This is a genomic window from Hymenobacter mellowenesis (assembly GCF_030581005.1).
Lineage (GTDB): Bacteria > Bacteroidota > Bacteroidia > Cytophagales > Hymenobacteraceae > Hymenobacter > Hymenobacter mellowenesis.
Genome location: NZ_JAUQSX010000006.1, coordinates 38,550 through 58,665, shown reverse-complemented (window position 1 = coordinate 58,665; position 20,116 = coordinate 38,550). Strand labels below are relative to the sequence as shown.

Below are 20,116 nucleotides of genomic sequence, written 5' to 3'. Positions count from 1 at the left end.
GCATGAAGTACCTCCTGAGTTCGTTGCTGTGCCTACCCGCGTTGCTGACGCTGGCACAGCAACCGTCGTTCACCGTGCGCCCGCTTTCGCTGCCCAAAGAGCTGGAATTTTACGACAACCAGTTTTCCGGGCTCGCCATCAGCCGCGGCCAGCTGTTCCTGCTCTCGGAAAGCCGGCTGCAGGACAAAGCCGAAGCTAAACTCTACACCGTGCCGCTGTCCGACCTGGACCGCAAGCTCCGGGATTCCACTTATGTCTTGCCGTATCAAAAAGTTAAGCTCACGGGCCTGACGGCGCTGCAAGCCCGAATGAAAGCCGCTGGCCAGGAATACGAGGGCCTTGAGGCGCTGATGATTGCCAAAGACATCGTCTATTTGTCCGTCGAAACCGCCACTCCTTCTGCCAATTGCTACCTGCTTAAGGGCCGCCTGCACGCCAACACCGTAGCGCTGGATACCACCTTTTTGCTGGCGCTGCCCAAGCCGCCCGCCGCTGATGGCTCGCACATCTACAACGCGGGTTTTGAGGCCACCGTCACGGCCAAAAGGGAGTTGGTAGCTTTCTTCGAATACAATTCCTTTCCGGACCAGAACTACGCCTACGCCTTTCGCAAGCCCCACCTCACGGCTAGTTCCAGCTCCCACTCTTTGCCTTTCAGCTCTTTACCGTTCCGTATCACCGATATCACGCCAGTGGGCCGCAACCACTTCACGGCGATTAATTATTTTTTCAAAGGCGCGGGCGGCGACACAATTTATCGCCCTCCCGCCACCGACGTAGCCAACACCCGGCTCATCACCGGGCCGGGTGGCTTTAAGAACTACTGCCGGCTGGTAGATATTACCCTGAAAAGCAACCGTTTTACCTGGCAGCCTTTGTGGGAATTCCCCGAAGCATACATGGGCTACAACTGGGAAGGCCTTGCGGCCTACAAGCAGGGCTACTTCGTCATCAACGACAAATACACGCCCAGCCGTCCCTACCGCACCACCCTCCTTTACCTGCAACGCAACCGCTGAACAGCATCACCAACTCCCACTCTCTAAATCACTTATGCAAACCACAGACACCGTCGCCCGCAAAGACGAATTCATGCAAGCCGCCATCGACGAAGCCCGGCTGGGCCGCTCGCAGGGCGGTATTCCCATCGGCTCCGTGCTCGTGCGCGATGGCAAAATCATCGGCCAGGGCCACAACAAGCGCGTGCAGGAAGACAGCGCCATCAAACACGGCGAGATGGACTGCCTCACCAACGCCGGCCGCCAGCGCAGCTACCGCGACACCGTCATCTACACCACGCTGATGCCCTGTTACATGTGCGCCGGCACCATCGTGCAGTTCAAAATCCCGACGGTTATGGTGGGCGAAAGCCGTACGTTCGGCGAATCACGCGCTTTCCTCGAAAGTCACGGCGTCAAAGTAATCGACCTCGACCTGCAGGAGTGCGTGGATATGATGAACGAGTTCATCGAAGCCGAACCCACGCTCTGGAACGAGGACATCATGGAGCTGTAGCGTTCAGCTTAGCCAGCTTTGGGTGGCCGTGCTGCCCGCCAATTGTCCCCAAAACCGCTTGAGGCCAAGTCAAAATACTGAATTTATAGAATTGGAAATGAGCTCGGTGAGCATACACTTACCGATAGTGAGCTAACACTCATACGGCATTAGTACATCCTCACCTACTTTTGTATTGTTATCGGAGCACAAATTGACTGGTTGCCCTGATAACCAATTCCCACGTCCTCTTTCACTAGGTGTATCCCACCCCACCTAGGAAAACATCGGTTGAATCTGTTCGGGTCTCCGTCCTAGGAGCTACGGCACACAGCGTTCAACATGCTACAGCCGGTTAAGTCGAATCCGTTCGATTTAACCGGCTGTATTGTTTTGGTGCATTTTGATAGCTGCTGTTCCCAAGCAGCGTGGTACGGTGCAGCGGGCGTTGAGCAAGGTGGAATGACATGATAAAGTAAACGGGCCTTCAGCAGTTGCCACACATCTAGCGGCACGGCCGAAGCGGCAAATGCCTGCTGTCGGCCTTATCTTGCCGCAGTTCCGGGCCAAAAAATGGCCTGAGCGCTGATTTTTGGCAGTTTATTATTATTCGGTTGGGCTATGACCAGTCATTCCAAAATAGAGCAGGCGGCCCTGCAGCTTTTCGGAGAGCGAGGCTACGATAGCACCTCCACTCTGCTGATTGCCAAAAGTGCCGGCGTGTCGGAGGCGCTGCTGTTCAAGTATTTCCAAAGCAAGGAGAAGCTGTTTGAATACCTCATCAAGCAGGGTTTCCGGCGCATCGTGGAAGCCAACCGCGGCATCCTGACCGAGCAGAACCCGCGCGTGCTCATCGAAAATGTCATCGACCTGCCCTACAAGCTGGTACACGACGAGCCCGACTTCTGGAAAATGCAGGACAAGGAGTTTAACCGGCCCCTGGTGCAGAAATATTTTCAGCGCTTCATGAGTCCGATTGACAGCCTGCTGCAGCAAGCCTTCAAGGACGTGGGCGCCGAGGAGGTGGAAATGACCACGCAGCTGCTGCTGCTCCTGATTCAGAGCCTCTGGCGCAACCTGCTCTACGAGCACGACGCCAACCTGATGAAGCTCGGCGACCACCTGAAGCGCACCTACCTGCAACGCCCGGCCGCTGCAAAGTAGCGGCTGTTGTTGAATGTCATGTCGGGGTTGCCGAGGCATCTCGCGTGCCACCGCTAACCCTTTCAACGATTGGATTATTCACAGCACGCGAGATGTCTCGGTAAGCTCGACATGACGTTTTGAGCCGCCCGAAAGCGCAGCTTTTCACAAGGCGCACATCTGCCGGCATTTGTTTTGCGTTGGTACCCTAGCGCTCACCTTCTGCAGCCCCTTATGCCCCACCACGCCGTCCACCGATTGTTGCGTCCGCTGCTGGTTTGGCGGGCCCGCCACATCAGCGAGCGGATGTACATGATACTACTGAGCGTGCTGGTGGGCGCCGGCGCCGGCTTGGCGGCCGTGCTGCTGAAAACGTCGGTGCATTGGGGCCAGGAGATGCTGCGTGATGGCATTTCGGAGCCGAGCCGGGTGTTCGCCCTGTCCATTTATCCGGTGGTGGGCATCACGCTCACGGTCTTTTTCACGAAGTTATTTCTGGGCGGGCAGCTGGGCCGGGGCATCGGGCCCATCATCTACAACACGGCCCGCGAGGGCAGCGTGGTGCCGCGCTCCAAGCTGTATTCGCAACTGGTGACGGCTTTTCTGACGGTCACCTTTGGCGGCTCGGCCGGTACCGAGGCGCCCATTTCCGTGACGGGCGCGGCCCTGGGCTCCAACGCGGGCAGGGTGCTGCATCTGGACAGGCGGCGGCGGCGCCTGCTCACGGGCTGCGGGGCGGCGGCGGGCGTGGCGGCCATCTTCAACTCGCCCATCGCGGGCGTGCTATTTGCCGTCGAAACCATCTTGCTGGAGCTGCCGGCGCAGTATTTTATCCCGCTGCTCATTTCGTCGGCCACGGCCACCGTGATTTCGAAGGCCCTGTACGAGGGGCAGCCGTTCGTGCTCATCACCACCAGCTGGCCAGTCGATGCGGTGCCGTTTTACGTGCTGCTGGGCTTGTTCACGGCCTTTTTCTCGGTGTACATGATTCGGACTTACCATTGGTTCGACCATTTTTTCGAGCGGTGGCCGGGGCTGGACTGGCGCAAGGTGCTGCTGGGCGGCGTCACGCTGGGCGGGCTGATTTTCCTTTTCCCCACGCTGTATGGCGAGGGCTACAACACGGTGGAGCTGCTGCTGCGCGGCCACCCCGAGCACATCACCGACGGCAGTATTTTCTCGGTGTATCAGGACAATAACCCCTGGCTGCTGCTGGTTCTCGTGCTCTTCAGTATGATGCTGAAAGTGGTGGCCACCAGTATCACGGTGGGCAGCGGCGGCAACGGCGGTATGTTCGGCTCGTCGCTATTTGCGGGGGCGCTGGCGGGGTTCTTCTTCGCCCGATTGATAAACCTGAGCGGGCTGGTGCACATCCCGGAGGTGCATTTCATTGTGCTGGGCATGGCCGGCACGCTGGCGGGCGTCATTCACGCGCCGCTCACGGCCATCTTCCTCATTGCCGAAATCACGGGCGGCTACGCGCTGTTTGTGCCGCTGATGGTAGTCACCAGCTCTTCTTATCTGATTACCAAATACTTCGAGCCATATTCGGTGTACACCCGCAAGCTCACGCTCAAGGGTGTGGACGTGTACGCCAACCGCGACCGGGGCCTGCTGGCCCAACTCGACCCGCGCAAGCTGCTGGCCACCGATTTTATCCAGGTGCGACCCAACACCACATTGGGCGAGCTGGTGGATATTTTCCGGCATTCGTCGCGCGACTTATTCCCGGTGGTGGCGGCCGGTGGCCGGCTGCTGGGCGTGGTCAGCTTGAATTCGGTACGTGATGCCCTTTTCGACGATGCCCATTACGCCACCACCCGCGTGCGTGAGTTGATGAAGCCCGCCCCCGCCGTGGCCGGTCCCAACGACGACCTGGAACATACCCTCACCCTCCTCGACCGCTACGGCTACTGGGCGCTGCCGGTATGCGAGGAGGACGGCCGCTACCTAGGCTTCATCCTGAAAACTGATATCCTGGCCCGTTATCGTCGGCAGCTTATCCAGGAGAGCGAGGCGTGATGCTTCGCTTGATGAGAAATAATACAGACGTCATGTCTCGGCAAGCTCGACATGACGTTCTTAAGCTTCAGTTTTCTATTCCATTGTCAATATTCGCCCAATTCCGGCGTTTTGCGGGCCAGCTGCAGGCCTACCATCATGAGCAGACCGGTGAGCAGAATGACCACGAAAAGGATGTTTTCGCTGACTTCGCCAATCAGAAAGCGGGCAGGAATGCTGTAGAACAACAACACGGAGATGAGGCCTTTGGGCGCGATGAACAGCTCGGGAATGAGGTCGGTGCGGGCCACGTAGCGCAGGTACACGTAGCGCACCAGCGTGAGCATGCCCACGATGAGTACGCCTTGAAGCAGCAGGTTCACGCTCACTAAGTTGCTCAGGGTGATGGAGTAACCAAAGAGAAGGAAGAAAAAAGTACGAATCAGAAACGCCGATTCGGCGGTGATACTTTTGAGCTGGTGCAGCTCGCCAGCCAGCTGCTCGGGGTGCAGGAAGCGGCGCAGCAGCGGGTGTTTCAGCAGCTGGTCGGCGTTGTTGACGGCCAGGCCGAAGGCCAGCACCAGCACCAACGACGAGAGGTGCAGCTTCTTGGCAATGCTGTAGATAAGCACCAGAAACGCGAACAGCAGGAAGAACTTGACGTGCGAGCGCAGCCGCCCCAGCAGCCAGGCCAGCAGCGCCGTGCTGAGCACCGCAACCACGGCTACAGCCAGCACATCGCGCCCGAAGGTGACGATGGACCAGCCCTGCGCGAAATCATCCTGCAGGATAAAATTGAAGAGCATGATGCCCACGATGTCGGAAAACGTGCTTTCGTAGATGATGAACTCCTGCTTGGCACCGCCCAGGCCGGCCACGCTGGGGATGGCCACAGCGCTGCTCACCACGGCCAGCGGCACGGCATTGAGGAGGCAGCTTTGCCAGCGCGCGCCCACATAAAAGTGCAGCAACGCCGCAATAGCGGCCACCTGCACCCCCATGATAAGCACCGCCGCCAGAAACGAGCGCCGAATGAGCGGAGCCTTATCGCGGGTAAGGCGCAAGTCGAGGGAGCCTTCCAACACGATAAGGATAAGCCCCACGATGCCAAACAACTGCAGCAGCACCGGCGGCACAGCCACGGCCACGCCCCAGTACGTAGCGGCCTGGCTAAGGGCGATGCCGGAGAGCAGCAGCAGCAGCACCGAAGGCACCTTGGTGGCCCGCGCGGCGAGGTCGAAAACGTAGGACAGCAGAACCGCCAGGCTCAGGCCGATTAGAATGGTATATGGTCCCATAAGTGCTCTGGCTAACGGCCGAGCTTGGGCCGGGGTTGAGCTCGGCTGCCCGGAGCCGTACCTTTGGCGGCCCGGTTTTGAAGCGCGCAATGGTCATTTTTTCCTTCTATTTACTATGGATAAGCGCCGCGAATACGTAGCAATTATCGGCGGTGGGCCGGCGGGGCTTATGGCGGCCCACCGCTTAGCCGAGGCCGGCTATGCGGTGCAGCTTTTTGAGGCCCAGGCCACGGTGGGGCGCAAGTTTCTGGTGGCTGGACACGGCGGCTTCAACCTGAGCAACGCCGAGGACAGCCGCCGCTTCGCCAGCCGCTACGGAGCGGAAGAGTCGCGCTTTCGGTCTTTACTGAGCCACTTTTCGCCAGCCGACCTGCGCGCCTGGGCCGCCGGCCTGGGCATCGAAACCTTTGTGGGCACCAGCGGCCGCATCTTCCCCGTGGCCGCGCACAAACCGGCCGACTTGCTCCGCGCCTGGCTGAACCGGTTGCGGGAACTAGGCGTGCAGCTTCATACCCGGCACCGCTGGCTGGGCTTTGCGGGGGCCACCGGCCTGCGCCTGCGCAACGAGGCTTCGGGCGAAGAAATAATGCTTGAGCCCGCCGCCACGGTACTGGCCCTGGGCGGCGCGAGCTGGGCCAAAACCGGCTCCGATGGCGCCTGGGTGCCGTTGCTACAGGAAATTGGCGTGCCGGTAGCGCCCTTCGCACCGGCCAACTGCGGGGCTGAAGTAGAATGGTCGGTTTTTTTCAAAGAGAAAGTGGGCCGCGCACCGCTCAAAAACATCGGCCTGCGCGTGAACAACGGCCCTGAAGTGCGCGGCGAAATCATGCTTACCGATTACGGTGTGGAGGGCACACCGGTGTATGCCCTGACGCCGCAGGTGCGGCAAGCGCTGCACAGCGGCAGGCCGGCCACCCTGTTTCTGAACCTGAAACCTGACTTGCCCGCGCCCGCACTGCTGGCCAAGCTGCAACAGCGGCGCAGCGGCGCATCGCTGCCCGATTTTCTGCGCAAAGCTCTGAGTCTGGCGCCACCGGTACCCACATTGCTCCGCGAGCTGGCGCCCGATGTTGCTGCCTGGCAACCGGAAGCGCTGGCGGCGCTGCTCATGGCCGTGCCGCTGCCCGTGGTGGCCCTGCGGCCGTTGGACGAAGCCATTTCCACGGCTGGCGGCATTCCTTTCGCCGCCGTCGATGAGCACCTCATGCTGCGGCAGCGGCCTGGCACGTTCGTAGCCGGCGAGATGCTGGACTGGGAGGCGCCAACGGGCGGCTACTTATTGCAGGGTTGCTTCAGCACCGGCGCCTGGGTGGCGCGGGGTGTGGCGCGGCGGTTGCGATGAAAAGAGAATAAATAGAATGTCATACTGAGCCAGAACGTCATGCTGAGCGCAATCGAAGCATCTCTATTGCGCAGGTAATCATATTTACTGCTGCAGTAGGGATGCTTCGGCTGCGCTCAGCATGACGTTGTTTTCTACAATACTTATTCCTTTTTCTTTGCCAAACGCAGTGCCTTTTCCCGCTCCTCGGCTTCGCGCAGGAGTTGGCGGGCTTCGCCGAGCAGGCGGCGGCCGGGGTTCAACTCGTCGCGGGCAATGAGGGCGAAGAGCAGGAAAAACGAGGCGATGGGCACCAGCCAGCCCAGGGCAAACCACAGCCAGAACGAACGGCCGCGGCTCTGGGCGCAGTAGCCCGTGAGGATGGGGATGAAGGAAATGGCCAGCGCCACCACAAAGAGCATGTCGACAAAGAGCATAGGCTTGCGAGGTTGGCGGTGGAAGGGGCCGGCAGACGGACCGGTGGTAGCCCGAAGATACGATTTTCTGGGCCGGCAAAGAAGCCCTAAATCAGGAAATTTGTTTAAAAGTGCCACTTTCCGGCGGCTTTTTCCGTAGTTCGGGGCGAAGTCGGGGCCCCAACGTGGCCCGGCCGTCTTGAATCTGCCCATGTGGGAACACCAAAGTCTGTTTCGCGTTTCGGCCCAACTCTTTGCCGAGGGGGTATTTAACTTACTCGACCGCAACCTGCGGCCCGAGGTTTTTCTTTTGGGCTTTGCCTCGGCTAAAGAGGGCGACGAGCCCGACGCCGTGGTGGTGGAGCCCCCCACGGCGCGCTACGCGCCCACCGATTTCCGGCAGGTAAAAATCGATGCCGCTGCCCTCGAAGCCGACAACGGCCCGCAAGGTTCCGTGTACCACCTGCACCCCAACGACCACGACCGGTTTGAGAAGCAGCATTGGTACGAACTGATGTGCCGCGCCACCGAAACCACGCTCAACAGCCTCACGGCCGCGCGCCACGAAAACCGCCGTTCCTTCTGCTCGGTGCCCGTGAGCCTACAGGGCTACCTGGTGACGGTGGTGCTCCAGCTCTCGGCCGACTGCTACGACGGCTACTACTCCTTGCCCAAGCCCAGCAGCGGCCGCCCCGCCAACCTGCCCCACGCCACGGTGATGGAGTTTCTGCACGACTGCGCCCGCGCCCTGCGCGAAGCCGACACGGCCGACAACGACCAGCCCGTGCTCGACCGCGACTACAACGAACTGCTGCGCTCGGCCGGCCGCCGGCTGATGCTGCGCGTGGCCCCGGCCGGCACCCACGGCCTCTACGACGCCTGCAACGGCGTGGCCGCCCTGCGCCACGAGGGCGACGAAGGCATCGGCACCATGCTGGTGAGCCGGCGCCTGCACCCGGCCATTGTGCCGGTGCTCACGCTGGAAACGCCCGTGCCCATGCGCGACCACCGCTCCATCCGGAAGCTGCTGGAGCTGAGCGAAGGCCACACGGCCCTGATTTCGGATGCCTCGCACGTGTTTGGCCTGGGCCAACTCGTGCCGGAATCGGACGCGCAGTTTGAGCCGCTCGTGACGGTGCATTTCACCAACCACTACAGCTGGGAAATGAGCCACAACGGCCAGGTGCTGATGCGCGTGGTGAGCAACACGCCGCGCCTGCCTCAGGGCCGGGTGGCGGCCGACAACTTTGCGCGCATCATCCGCATCGTGTTTCCCAGCCTCGACGTGGACAGCACCGATTACCTCTGGGATTTGGCCCAAAAGGCTACTACCCAGCCCAATGGCACCATCCTGGTCATCACCACTGGGGCGGCGCAGGAGGCCCAGCGGCTGGCCCGGCAGTGCTTCCGGGTGGTGCCGCGCATCATGACGCCTTCGGTGCTGCGCCTCGTCACCAACATCGACGGGGCCGTGCTCATTGAGCCCAACGGCATGTGCCACGCCATTGGCGCCATTCTCGACGGGCTGGCCACGGAGAAGGGCGATTCCTCGCGCGGGTCGCGCTATAACTCGGCCCTGCGCTACGCCCACAGCAGCAAATACCCAGTGCTAGCCGTGGTGGTGAGCGAAGACGGCTGGATTGACCTACTGCCCAGCTAATGCTGCCGGCCCAGGCCATTGCAGCCGACTTGGCCGAGCTTGAGCAGAATTCGGCCTTGCGCGAAGAGCTGAATTTTGCCGGCCGGGCCGAAGCACTGGATTTCCTGGATTTTCACATAATTGACCAGCTCGCGAGCCTGCCGCAGGCGCCGAACTCGGATTGGCCAGCGTTGAACCGCCGCGCAGAGTTACTGAAGCAGCAGCTGGAAGCTATTGATACCGCGCTTTTTGACCGGCTACGGACTGGGATTCGGTCGGGGCAATACCGGGGCGCGGCATTTCGGGCGATGGCGAAAACCTTCGTGGGGCGCTCGGCCGATGCCAAGCCGCAGGCCGGGTACGACTTGCTCGACGTGTTTACCAACGGCCTGTTTCCCCTGCCGGTACTGCCGCAGGAAACCGCGGCCCGCGAGCCGGAGATGGTGCATTACCAGAAAACGCCGGCCCGCGTCATTTTCGAGCTGGCGGAAAGTGCGGCTCTCACCCGCAACGATGTATTGGTGGATGTGGGCGCGGGGCTGGGGCACGTAGCGCTGCTGGTGCATCTGCTCAGCGGCGTGCCGGCTCAAGGCATTGAAATTGAGCCTATTTACTGCGCACTGGCTACCGGCTGGGCGGCCGATTTGGGGCTGTCACAAGTGAATTTTGTGGAAGCCGATGCCCGCTATGCCGATTATGCCGACGGCACGGTTTTCTTCCTCTACACGCCCTTTGGGGGACGCATGCTGGCTGCAGTGTTGGAACGGCTGCGGGCCGAAGCGCGTCGGCGCGCAATCCGGCTTTTTACCTACGGCCCCTGCACGTTGGAAGTGGCCCGGCAACCCTGGCTGCACTGCGCCGATGCAGCGGAGATTCGGGCCGACCGGCTGGTTGAGTTTAAAAGCTGAACAGGCGCCGGCCAGCTGTGCCCGTGCTCCGCGCCGGCTGTACCTTTGGGGCGTGAAAAATTCCTGCAAAAACTCGCTGCGGGTGGTGCTGGCCGCCCTGATTCCGCTATTGGCCGCCTGCTCCTCGCCCAACAAGCCCACCACGGAAAACGGCGCGCCCTCGCCGACAAGCGCCGCCGAAATAGCCCTGATGAGCAAGCACGACTCGCTGATGGCCCAAACCGACCAGCTCTACAAGCTCAAAACCAAGCTCTCGGGCTACCACTCGGAGGCCCCGGCGCCCTACATCCAGGGCCTGAAGGCCGCTGATGCGGCTATGATGAGCTGGATGCACCAGTACAAGGCGTCTGACAGCACGGCGACGCCCGAAGCCCGCCTGGAGTACTTCCGGCAGCAGCAGCAACTACTGCTGGGGGTGCAGCGGCAGTTCCGGTCGTCGCTCGACTCGGCTACTCGCTTCCTCACTCAGCACCCGCCCGCTGGCGAAGTGCAATCCACGCCTGCCAAATAACTACCGCTATGCTTCTCAATCGCCTTTTGCTGCTGGCCGGGCTGGCGGCCACGCTGGCCGCGCCAGCCTGCACCGAAAAACCCAAGGAAGTGGCCCGCCTGCCCATTATGGGCGAGCGCGACGTGGTACCCCGCGCCGACGGCGGCCCCGCCGATACGGTGTTTGCCACCGTGCCCCGCTTCCGCCTCATCGACCAGGCCGGGCAGCCGCTCACCAACCAAAGCTTTGCCGGCCGGGCCTACGTGGCCGATTTTTTCTTCGCCACCTGCCCCGGCATCTGCCCCAAAATGCAGGGCGAACTGTTGAAGGTGTACCACCAGTTTGAGAAAGACCCGCGCGTGGTGTTCCTCTCGCACACCATCGACCCGGCCCACGATTCCATCCCGGTGCTGAAAGACTACGCCCAGCGCCTGGGCATTGCCGATGCCAGCCGCTGGCACTTCGCCACCACCGGCGCCCACGGCGAGCCCACCGCCCGCGACACGGTGTTTCAACTGGCTCGCGCCTACTTCACCGCCGCCCAGCCCGATAAAGAGGCCCCCGGCGGCTTCGCCCACAACGGCACATTCGCGCTGGTGGACGACCAGGGCCACATCCGCGGCCTCTACGACAGCCTGAACCCCACCGAAGTGGCGCGGCTGCAAAAAGAGCTGCCCGTGCTGCTGGCCGAGATTGACAGCCGCAAGGGTGGCGCAGCGAAGCAGTAGTCGAACATGCTGACTGTCATGCAGAGCATTCTGCGCATCAAGCAGAGGACGAAGCATCTCGCGTGCAATAGTGACTCAATCGCAAGAAAATAATTACTGCCACACGCGAGATGCTTCGCTGCGCACCGCATGACGTACCATTCATGTCAATTCAATTCCGCTTTTTGCTAGGCATATCGTTGAGCATTACCCTCACCGGCTGCTTCAGCAACAACCGCCACCAGGGCGAGAAGCTTTATGCGCAGAAGTGCGCCAGCTGCCACGGCGAGCAGGGCCAGGGCCTGGGCCGCCTCATTCCGCCCATTGCCGGCTCCGACTACCTCACCGACCACCGCGCCGAGCTGCCCTGCCTGCTCCGCAACGGCCAGAACGAGGTGATTGTGGTGAACGGCGTGGGCTACCACAACGTGATGCCCGGCAACAAAAGCCTCAGCCCCGCCCAGGTCACGAACTTGCTGAACTACATCGAAAGCCACTGGGGCAACGAGGCGGCGCCGCGCACCATCAGCGATGTGCAGGCCCAGCTGGACAAGTGCCATTGAAGGATTGGAAGCACGTCGTGCCTTAAGAACGTCATGCTGAGCTGGTCGCAGCATCTCTACTGCGCAACTAATCCAATCGACTGAATTTACTCCTGCGTTCGAGATGCTACGACCAGCTCAGCATGACGGTTCGCTCTTTCAATTCAACCTCACCACCCCGCATTTCAACCGCTTAAAACCCGGTTTTCGCCGTAGATTGCACTCCCAATTTCACTTGCTTGCTTATCCTTTATGGGCCTGTTAGACTTCCTGAAAAATAAACCCGCCGAGACGCCGGCTACCCCTCCCACCCCGAACGCGGCCCCCAACGCGGCCCCGGCCGAAAAACCCGCCGGTGGCCCCCGCTACCAGGGCTCCAAGTTCGTAGCGCCCGTTGAGCCCGTGGCCCCGGCCCCGCCGGTCTACCAGATTCCGGAGCCCCTCCCGATGCCTTTCGAGCCCGAAAACGTGTTGGAGCAGTTGCTGCTGCTAGCCGCTACGGACGAAAACGCCCGGCCCGCGTTCTACCAGGCGCTGCTGCAGGAGGAGATTCTGATGATTCTGGCCCCCATGGAAGGCATTGAGCCCGGCGAAGTGGTGCTCAGCGAAGGCCAGGAAATCCAGCTGCAGGTGCTGAACGATGGCAAGCTGCCCATTTTTAGCTCGGTGCCGCGCCTCACTGATGGCGGCCAGGACAACGGCCCCGTGCCCTACGTGCGCATTCCCGGCCACGCCTTCTTCCAGATGATTCAGGGCCAGGACTGCGTGCTGAACCCCTTCTCGCCCGCCGGCAAGCTGTTGCCCAAAGACGAGCTGGCCGCCCTGCTCAACGGGCAGCTCACCGGCCCGCTTTCGCCCGGCGGCGGCGATGCTCAGGTGCTGCTCAGCCAGCCCGCCGAGGCGCCGCAGGCCGTGGCCGATGCCATTGCCGCCTGGGCCGCCACCCAGCCCCACATCGAAGCCGCCTACCTGGCCCAGATGCAGCTCGCCGACAACCCCGACGTGCCGCGCCTGCTCCTCGCCTTCATCAGCACCAACCCCGACCCGAGCTTCATGCAGGAGCTGGGCCCCGTGCTCGAAGGCAAAACCAACGTATACCAGTTCGTGGATTTGATGCTGCTGGACCTGAATTCGGAAGAGGGCGTGAATCCGTACTTCAAAACGATTGAACCGTTTTATCGGAAAGGCTAACGGCTAGTATGCGTTTGCATGACTTCCCTTGAACGTCATGCAGAGCGCAGCGAAGCATCTTGCCCGCGCAACGTAATCCAATCATTAGGATTAGTGGTGGCGGGCAAGATGCTTCGCTGTGCTCTGCATGACGTTCTTTTTTATTCAATATCCCTACCTTCCCGCATGAAACTCGCCGCCGTCCTCCTGGCCCTCGCGCCCTTCGCCGCCCTTGCCCAAAAGCCCGCCCCGCTCCTGCCACCCGCCGACCCCGCCATTCAAAAGCTGGTGGATGAAATTTCAGCCAAAAACCTCGAAGCCGACGTCCGCAAGCTGGTTTCCTTTGGCACGCGCCACACCTTGAGCGACACGCAGAGCCCCACGCGCGGCATTGGGGCGGCCCGCAACTACGTGCGCGACGAGTTTTTGAAGTACAGCAAAGCCGGCGGCGGCCGTATGACCGTGGAGATGGACACCTTCACGGTGAAGCCCGACGGCCGGCGCATCAACCGGCCCGTGCTGATGGCCAACGTGCTGGCCACCCTACCCGGGACCGACCCTACGGACACCCGCGTCATCTTAGTGAGCGGCCACATCGACTCGCGGGTGACCGACGTGATGAACGCCACCGCCGACGCCCCGGGCGCCAACGACGACGGCTCCGGCACCGTGCTGGTAATGGAGCTGGCCCGCGTGCTGGCCGGCCAGCGGTTTCCGTGCACCCTTAAATTCGTGGCCGTGCAGGGCGAAGAGCAGGGCCTCTACGGCTCGGGCCACCTGGCCGAGCGCGCCAAAAAGGAAGGCTGGAATTTGATTGCGATGCTCAACAACGACATCGTGGGCAACTCCCATGGCTTTGACCCCGAAATCAGCGACGCTACGCAGGTGCGGGTGTTCAGCGAAGGCGTGCCGGCCAACGAAACGCCCGAGCAGGCCCGCGTGCGCCGCCAGCTCAGCTCCGAAAACGACGCGCCCAGCCGCCAGTTGGCCCGCTTCATCAACCGCGCGGCCCAGCTCTACGGCCACGGCCACAAAGCCACCCTGGAATACCGCCCCGACCGGTTCCTGCGCGGCGGCGACCACACGCCCTTCAACCAGCAGGGCTTCGCGGCCGTCCGCTTCACCGAAATGAACGAGGATTTCACCCACCAGCACCAGGACCTGCGTACCGAAAAAGGCCGCCCCTACGGCGACGTGATTGAGGGTATGGACTTCGCCTACCTGCGCCGAAATGCGGGCATCAACCTCGCCACCATGGTGGCCCTGGCCCAGGCGCCGGCCGCGCCCGCCAAAGTCGAAGTCCTCACCGCCAACCTCACCAATCGCACCGAGCTGCGCTGGCAGGCCCCCGCCGCCGGCTCCAAACCCAGCGGCTACGTGGTGCTGGTGCGCGAAACCAGCGCGCCGCAGTGGCAGCAACGCTTCCCGGTTTCGGGCCTCACGGCCGATTTGCCCATCAGCAAGGATAATTTCATTTTCGGCGTGGCCAGCATTGATGCGGCCGGGCACGAGAGCGTGGCGGTGCTGCCGGTGGTGGGGCGGTAACTATCTTTTTAATCATCTTATAAAGCCTTATTTAATACACACATAAGCTTAACAACAAGCATATTACCAGTACAATACAGGTTAAAACAAAGTCTAAAGTTCTGATTTTTTGCTTTTGCAGGTCTGATGATGCGAAGTAGCTTCAGACTTTCAAATACGCGAACTTATGAAATCGGCGTTTCCTGCAACCCTGATGGTGTCCCTTTGCACATTCGCTTCCTGCCAGCTGGTATCAGAGCCGGGCGAAAGCATCGTTGAAGGTATTGTTACTGACAAGTACACCAAGCAGCCCGTTGATGGTGCTCCAGTATCAGTGCGTCGCTATCTGTATGGTAGTTATGGCAACACCAGTTCCGATTCGGTAATTACAGTCTACACTAATTCGGCAGGTCGCTATCGCCTCTCATTTGATGCTTCAAAAAGCGGACAGTACAGAATTAAAATGCGACACAATAAGCGACTATATGATTTAAGCAAGTATAGCAACAATGACGACTACTACGATGGTCTTCAGATTATGCGTGGCGCATCCACTGTCGTCAACTTTGAGGTGACGCCGTATAAAACGGTCATCATTAATGCTCATTCAAGCAAAAAAGGCAAAACGGATATCGTTTTTTCTTTCGTTAATTATGACCAGGGGGATTGGTTCGGAGGCACAGTATTTTATGACACTGTTAAAGCCAATCAAAATTTTAATTTTAGCCGACAAATTCAAGTATTGCCGAACCGTGTGTATTGTTTTAGCAAACAGACTTGTAACCGGGTTAAAGACTTTGGCTACCGCTACCACTTTGAAGATTACACCTGGACAACTAAAATCAGAACAATATTCTATAATGACACAAGCGTGGTAAACTTCGATTAATCAGATGTTAATCAAAACTAAGCTAAACGATACTATTGCGCATTTATAAAGCAGCTTTCATCTCATTGTCCCCTCTGATGTAATGTATTCAGAAATGGCTCGATTAATATCCTGAACCAACCCCAACCCATCATGTCGCTGTCCATCATTCTTCTCATCATTGTTGCGCTGCTCCTCTCCGGCCTGCGTATTGCGCAGGAATACGAGCGGGCCATTGTGTTTCGGCTGGGCCGGTTCACGGGCACGCGGGGGCCGGGGCTGTTCTGGATAATTCCTTTTTTCGAGCGCCAGCAAACCATCGACATCCGCACCAAAACGGTGGATTTGGAGCAGCAGGAAACCATCACGAAGGACAGCGTGACCATTAAGGTGAACGCCGTGCTGTGGTTTCGGGTGACCAACCCAGCCGATGCTATTATTAAGGTGGCCAATTTTAATCAGGCGGTTTACCAGCTGTCGGTCACGGCCTTGCGCAACATCATCGGCCAGCACCAACTGGATGAGGTGCTGCGCGAACGCCAGCAAATCAACTTGGCGCTGCTGCAGATTGTGGATGCGGCCACCGAAAACTGGGGCGTGAGCGTGGAGATGGTCGAAATCAAGGACGTGGAAATTCCCGAATCCATGCAGCGGGCGATGGCGCGCGAGGCCGAGGCCATTCGCGAGAAGCGCGCCCGCATCATCAAGGCTGAGGCCGAGTTGGAAGCAAGTATCAAGCTCACGCAGGGCGCCAAGCAGATGGAGGAAAGCCCCATTGCCCTGGAGTTGCGCCGCATGCAGATGCTTTCGGAAATCGGCATCGACAACAACACGACGACGGTGGTACTCATCCCGTCGGAATTCACCAACGCGGCCAAGAGCTTCTCGAAGATGGTGGAGGAGCACGATAAAGAGTAACGGTTTCTGAATCAGCGAAAGCCGCGCCGTAGTTTATCACGGCGCGGCTTTTTCATGCCCGGTTTGGCGCGTGAGGAGCCAAGTAGGTGTGCCCCGTTGGGAAAGCCATAATTTTCAACGACATTCACGCATTGCTTTTCTATCTTGTTTCCATCCAACTTACCTTCCCATGAAACAACCGATACTCCTGTTGCTGGCCGCCACGCTCAGCGCCTTTTCGGCGCGCGCCCAGTGGAGCGCCAACCCCGCCCAGAACCTGGCCATCCGCGACGCGGCCGGCACGAGCGAGGTCACGCCCCGCATTTCGCCGGCCCCGAACGGTGGCACCTGGGTGTCGTGGTTTGAAACCGTGGCCACCACCAACTACCAGATGCGCCTGCAGCTGCTCGACGCCAACGGCCGGCCGCAGCTGGGCACCGCGGGTCTGCTGGTGAGCAACCAGCCGCAGGGCTCGGCCCTGTACCGCTACGACCTCAAAACCGACAACCTGGGCAACGCCATCCTGGCGTTTCAGGACACGCGCACGGGTGGCAACCAGTGCGTGGTGTATAAAATTTCGCCCGCCGGGCAGCAGTTGTGGGGCGCCAATGGCATCCAGTTGCTCGACGCGGCGGCCACGTCGGGCCTGACGCCCGCCATCGGCATCACCAGCGGCAACAATGTGGTGATAGGCTGGGGCGCCAGCGGCACGGCCAGCGCCACGCGCGGCACCAAGGCTGTGCCGCTGGTGAAATACTCGGCCGCCGGCGTGGCCATGTGGACGACACCGGTGGCCATTGAGGCGCCCAGCCGCCGCTTCAGCCGGCCCACTCTGGTAGCCGTGCCGGGCGCGGAAGACGTGGTGGTGCAGTACGTGGAGGAAACCGGCTCGGGCCTGGGCGTTTCGACGATGTATGCGCAGCGCTACAGCGCCAGCGGCGCGCCCGTGTGGGCAGCCCCGGTGCAGGTGAGCACCAAAACCATCGGCTTCGCGGCCTTCCCCGAAATCACGCCCGACGGCAGCGGCGGCTTCTACGCGCTGCTGAACTCGGGCAACCCGGCCAGCGCGACTCTGGGCGACATGTACGCGCAGCGCGTGCTGGCCGATGGCAGCCTGCCCTGGGGCACCACGGGCACCGAAATTCTGGCCGGCACGGCCACGGCCCGCATCGGGGGCTCGCTGCAATACGTGGCGGCCCGCAACGAGGTGTGGGCCGTGGTGAACGAGCTGAACAGCTCCCAAAGCAACTCGGGCTTCACGGTGCAGCGGCTGGCGCCGGCTACCGGGGCCGTGCAGCTGGGCACTGGCGGCGTGCCGGCGCAGGCCCTGGGCGCCAGCTATTATTCGGCTCAGAGCCTGCGCGATACGGGCACGGGCCTCATCATCGTGTACACCGAAAACCTCAACGCCGCCGGCACCAACCAGGCGCTGTGGGCCACCAAGGTGAACTACCAGGGCCAATCCTCCTTTCCCACGGGCAGCGGCTTCATCCCGCTCAGCAGCGTGGTGAGTGGCAAGCAGAACTACGCCACCCTGCCCTACGCCAACAACCAGCTGGTGACCGTGTGGGCCGACCAGCGCGTGGACAGCGGCATCTACGCCCAAAGCATCGGCGACAACGGGGCGCTGGGCGTGCTGGCGGCCCGCGCCGCCGTGGCTGCCCAGCCGCTGGCCCTCAGCCCCAACCCCGGCGCGGCCCCGGCCCTGCGCCTGAGCGTGCCGCGGCCCCAGCTGCTCACGGTGCAGGTGCGCGACCTGACTGGCCGGCTGGTGCACCTGCAAGCCACCCCGGCGGCGGGCGAAACCACCGTTTCGCTGGCGGCGCCCGCGCTGGCAGCCGGCGTGTACATGGTCGAAACGACGGTGGCCGGCCAGCTCTGGCGCGGGCGCTGGGTGAAGCCGTAGCGGCCGCTTTGTGCTTCGCCAATGATAGCCCCGCTGGAAATCCAGCGGGGCTTTTTGCTACTATTAATCAAAGCTTTGGCAAAGCCGGGGCGAACAACTGCGGGTGGTAGCCGTTGAGTTAGGTGGCCATTGCGAATTACGACGCTGGCTGCCGTTGCGAAACCGTTCCACTTCCTGACCGCATGAAAATCCTGCTCACCGGCGCCACTGGCTACATTGGCCAACGCCTGCTCCCGCTGCTGGCCGCCGACCACGACGTGGTGTGCCTGGTGCGCGACGCCCGCCGCTTCGCGCTGGCCGACATTCTGCCCGAGGCGCTGCAAAGCCGCGTCACGGTGGCGCAGGGCGACCTGCTCAAGCCAGATTCGCTGGCCGAAGTGCCCACCAATATCGACGCGGCTTATTACCTGGTGCATTCGATGAGCGGCGGCGAAGACTTTTTTGAGCAGGAGCAGCAGTCGGCCCGAAACTTCACCAAGTTTTTGGACACCACCCCGGCCCGGCAAGTCATCTACCTTTCCGGCATCGCCAACGACAGCGGCCTGAGCAAGCACCTGCGCTCACGCCACGCCGTGGAAGACGTGCTAAGCGGGTCACAAAAAGCCAAGCTGACCGTGCTGCGCGCCAGCATCATCATCGGCTCGGGGTCGGCGTCGTTTGAAATTATTCGGGATTTGGTAGAGAAGCTGCCCGTGATGGTGACGCCGCGCTGGCTGAACTCGCGCTGCCAACCCATTGGTATTCGCGACATTATGTTTTACCTCACGGCGGTGCTCGACAATAAAGCCTGTTTCGGCCGGGCCTTCGATGTGGGCGGGCCCGACGTGCTGACCTACCGCGAGATGCTGCTGGGCTTGGCAGCCGAGCGCGGCTACCGGCGCTGGATAGTGACGGTGCCCGTGCTCACGCCGCGGCTGTCGTCGTGGTGGCTGTACTTGGTCACGAGCACTACGTTTTCATTGGCCCAAAGCCTGGTTGAAAGCCTGAAGAACGACACCGTGTGCGACCCGGCCAAGAGCATCAGCCAGGTGATTCCGCACGAGTGCATGAGCTACCGAGCGGCGCTGGCCCTGGCCTTCCAGCGCATTGAGCAGAACGAGGTGGTGAGCAGCTGGAGCGACGCCATCAGCAGCGGAACCCTGCGCCAGAACTACATGGATGCCATTCAGATACCGAAAAACGGCATGTTCTTCGACCGGCAGTGCGTGCCCTTCACCCGGCCCGTGGCCGAGGTGCTGGACAATATCTGGCGCATCGGCGGCAACCGGGGCTGGTATAAAACCGACTGGCTCTGGCGCATCCGCGGCCTCATGGACCGGGTGGTGGGCGGGCCGGGCCTGCGCCGGGGCCGCCGTTCGCCCTCCCGCCTGCGCGCCGGCGACCCGCTCGATTTCTGGCGCGTGCTGGTGGCCGACAAGCCCGGCCGCCGCCTGCTGCTCTACGCCGAAATGAAGCTGCCCGGCGAGGCTTGGCTACAGTTCCGCATCGTGGACCAGTCCGACGGCACCCACGCCCTGGAGCAGCTAGCCGCCTACCGCCCGCGCGGGCTGGCCGGGCGGCTGTATTGGTATTCGGTGCTGCCTTTCCACGGCATCATCTTCAAGGGAATGGTGAAGAACATTGTGGAGTATCGGGCAAATGAAGCCACGCCAGCCGGCCTACCAGAACCGTCAAAGCAATAACATTCATGCTCAATTCAAAGTCTGAATTGTTCATCTTTATTCGCTGATTAACATAGGATTGAATGGCATTGTGCTTGACAGGGAAGTCCGACAAGCGCAAAAGTCAGCTT

18 protein-coding genes are annotated in these 20,116 nt (G+C 61.1%); 16 read left to right on the top strand and 2 right to left on the bottom strand.

Annotation, left to right across the window (positions count from 1 at the left end):
• Positions 1-2 precede the first annotated feature (2 nt).
• The 4 genes from Q5H92_RS12615 (at position 3) to Q5H92_RS12600 (ending at position 4,659) form a co-directional block, all read left to right on the top strand.
• Positions 3-1,019, top strand: coding sequence for a hypothetical protein (locus Q5H92_RS12615; RefSeq protein WP_305011891.1), 1,017 nt, complete (start codon positions 3-5; stop codon positions 1,017-1,019).
• Between the two features lie 34 nt (positions 1,020-1,053).
• Positions 1,054-1,515: a nucleoside deaminase gene (locus Q5H92_RS12610; protein WP_305011890.1), complete on the top strand. Its 462-nt coding sequence runs from the start codon at positions 1,054-1,056 to the stop codon at positions 1,513-1,515.
• Positions 1,516-2,115: 600 nt separating this feature from the next.
• Positions 2,116-2,658 carry a TetR/AcrR family transcriptional regulator gene (locus Q5H92_RS12605; protein WP_305011889.1) on the top strand — a complete coding sequence of 181 codons (543 nt, stop codon included), beginning with the start codon at positions 2,116-2,118 and terminating at the stop codon, positions 2,656-2,658.
• A 213-nt stretch (positions 2,659-2,871) separates the two neighbouring features.
• A complete protein-coding gene (locus Q5H92_RS12600) occupies positions 2,872-4,659 on the top strand; it encodes a chloride channel protein (RefSeq protein WP_305011888.1) in 1,788 nt (595 codons plus the stop codon).
• A gap of 86 nt (positions 4,660-4,745) precedes the next feature.
• Here Q5H92_RS12600 and Q5H92_RS12595 read toward each other — a convergent pair whose 3' ends face one another.
• Positions 4,746-5,936 carry a cation:proton antiporter gene (locus Q5H92_RS12595; RefSeq protein ID WP_305011887.1) on the bottom strand — a complete coding sequence of 397 codons (1,191 nt, stop codon included), beginning with the start codon at positions 5,934-5,936 and terminating at the stop codon, positions 4,746-4,748.
• Positions 5,937-6,051: 115 nt separating this feature from the next.
• Here Q5H92_RS12595 and Q5H92_RS12590 point away from each other — a divergent pair, with 115 nt between their 5' ends.
• Complete coding sequence (locus Q5H92_RS12590; protein WP_305011886.1) at positions 6,052-7,278, top strand: BaiN/RdsA family NAD(P)/FAD-dependent oxidoreductase; 1,227 nt, start codon at positions 6,052-6,054, stop codon at positions 7,276-7,278.
• Positions 7,279-7,421: 143 nt separating this feature from the next.
• Here Q5H92_RS12590 and Q5H92_RS12585 read toward each other — a convergent pair whose 3' ends face one another.
• Positions 7,422-7,694 carry a hypothetical protein gene (locus Q5H92_RS12585; protein WP_305011885.1) on the bottom strand — a complete coding sequence of 91 codons (273 nt, stop codon included), beginning with the start codon at positions 7,692-7,694 and terminating at the stop codon, positions 7,422-7,424.
• Between the two features lie 190 nt (positions 7,695-7,884).
• On the opposite strand from Q5H92_RS12585, the gene Q5H92_RS12580 reads away from it, so the two are divergent.
• The 11 genes from Q5H92_RS12580 to Q5H92_RS12530 all read left to right on the top strand — a co-directional run bounded on the left by Q5H92_RS12580 (position 7,885) and on the right by Q5H92_RS12530 (position 20,006).
• Entirely contained in the window at positions 7,885-9,333 is a 1,449-nt protein-coding gene (locus Q5H92_RS12580; protein ID WP_305011884.1) for a diadenylate cyclase, read from the top strand.
• A 287-nt stretch (positions 9,334-9,620) separates the two neighbouring features.
• Entirely contained in the window at positions 9,621-10,220 is a 600-nt protein-coding gene (locus Q5H92_RS12575) for a class I SAM-dependent methyltransferase (protein WP_305011882.1), read from the top strand.
• Positions 10,221-10,272: 52 nt separating this feature from the next.
• Entirely contained in the window at positions 10,273-10,731 is a 459-nt protein-coding gene (locus Q5H92_RS12570; RefSeq protein WP_305011881.1) for a hypothetical protein, read from the top strand.
• Between the two features lie 8 nt (positions 10,732-10,739).
• Entirely contained in the window at positions 10,740-11,438 is a 699-nt protein-coding gene (locus Q5H92_RS12565) for an SCO family protein (protein WP_305011880.1), read from the top strand.
• Between the two features lie 143 nt (positions 11,439-11,581).
• The gene (locus Q5H92_RS12560) at positions 11,582-11,980 is read left to right on the top strand and encodes a c-type cytochrome (RefSeq protein ID WP_305011879.1); all 399 of its coding nucleotides are present in this window, start codon (positions 11,582-11,584) and stop codon (positions 11,978-11,980) included.
• Between the two features lie 231 nt (positions 11,981-12,211).
• The gene (locus tag Q5H92_RS12555; RefSeq protein WP_305011878.1) at positions 12,212-13,150 is read left to right on the top strand and encodes an enhanced serine sensitivity protein SseB C-terminal domain-containing protein; all 939 of its coding nucleotides are present in this window, start codon (positions 12,212-12,214) and stop codon (positions 13,148-13,150) included.
• 165 nt (positions 13,151-13,315) lie between these two features.
• Entirely contained in the window at positions 13,316-14,674 is a 1,359-nt protein-coding gene (locus Q5H92_RS12550) for a M20/M25/M40 family metallo-hydrolase (RefSeq protein WP_305011877.1), read from the top strand.
• Between the two features lie 166 nt (positions 14,675-14,840).
• Positions 14,841-15,542 (top strand): carboxypeptidase-like regulatory domain-containing protein, encoded by a 702-nt coding sequence (locus Q5H92_RS12545; protein ID WP_305011876.1) that lies wholly within the window; start codon positions 14,841-14,843, stop codon positions 15,540-15,542.
• Positions 15,543-15,674: 132 nt separating this feature from the next.
• Positions 15,675-16,439: a slipin family protein gene (locus tag Q5H92_RS12540; RefSeq protein WP_305011875.1), complete on the top strand. Its 765-nt coding sequence runs from the start codon at positions 15,675-15,677 to the stop codon at positions 16,437-16,439.
• A 169-nt stretch (positions 16,440-16,608) separates the two neighbouring features.
• A complete protein-coding gene (locus Q5H92_RS12535; protein WP_305011874.1) occupies positions 16,609-18,324 on the top strand; it encodes a T9SS type A sorting domain-containing protein in 1,716 nt (571 codons plus the stop codon).
• Positions 18,325-18,506: 182 nt separating this feature from the next.
• Entirely contained in the window at positions 18,507-20,006 is a 1,500-nt protein-coding gene (locus Q5H92_RS12530; RefSeq protein WP_305011873.1) for an SDR family oxidoreductase, read from the top strand.
• Positions 20,007-20,116 lie beyond the last annotated feature (110 nt).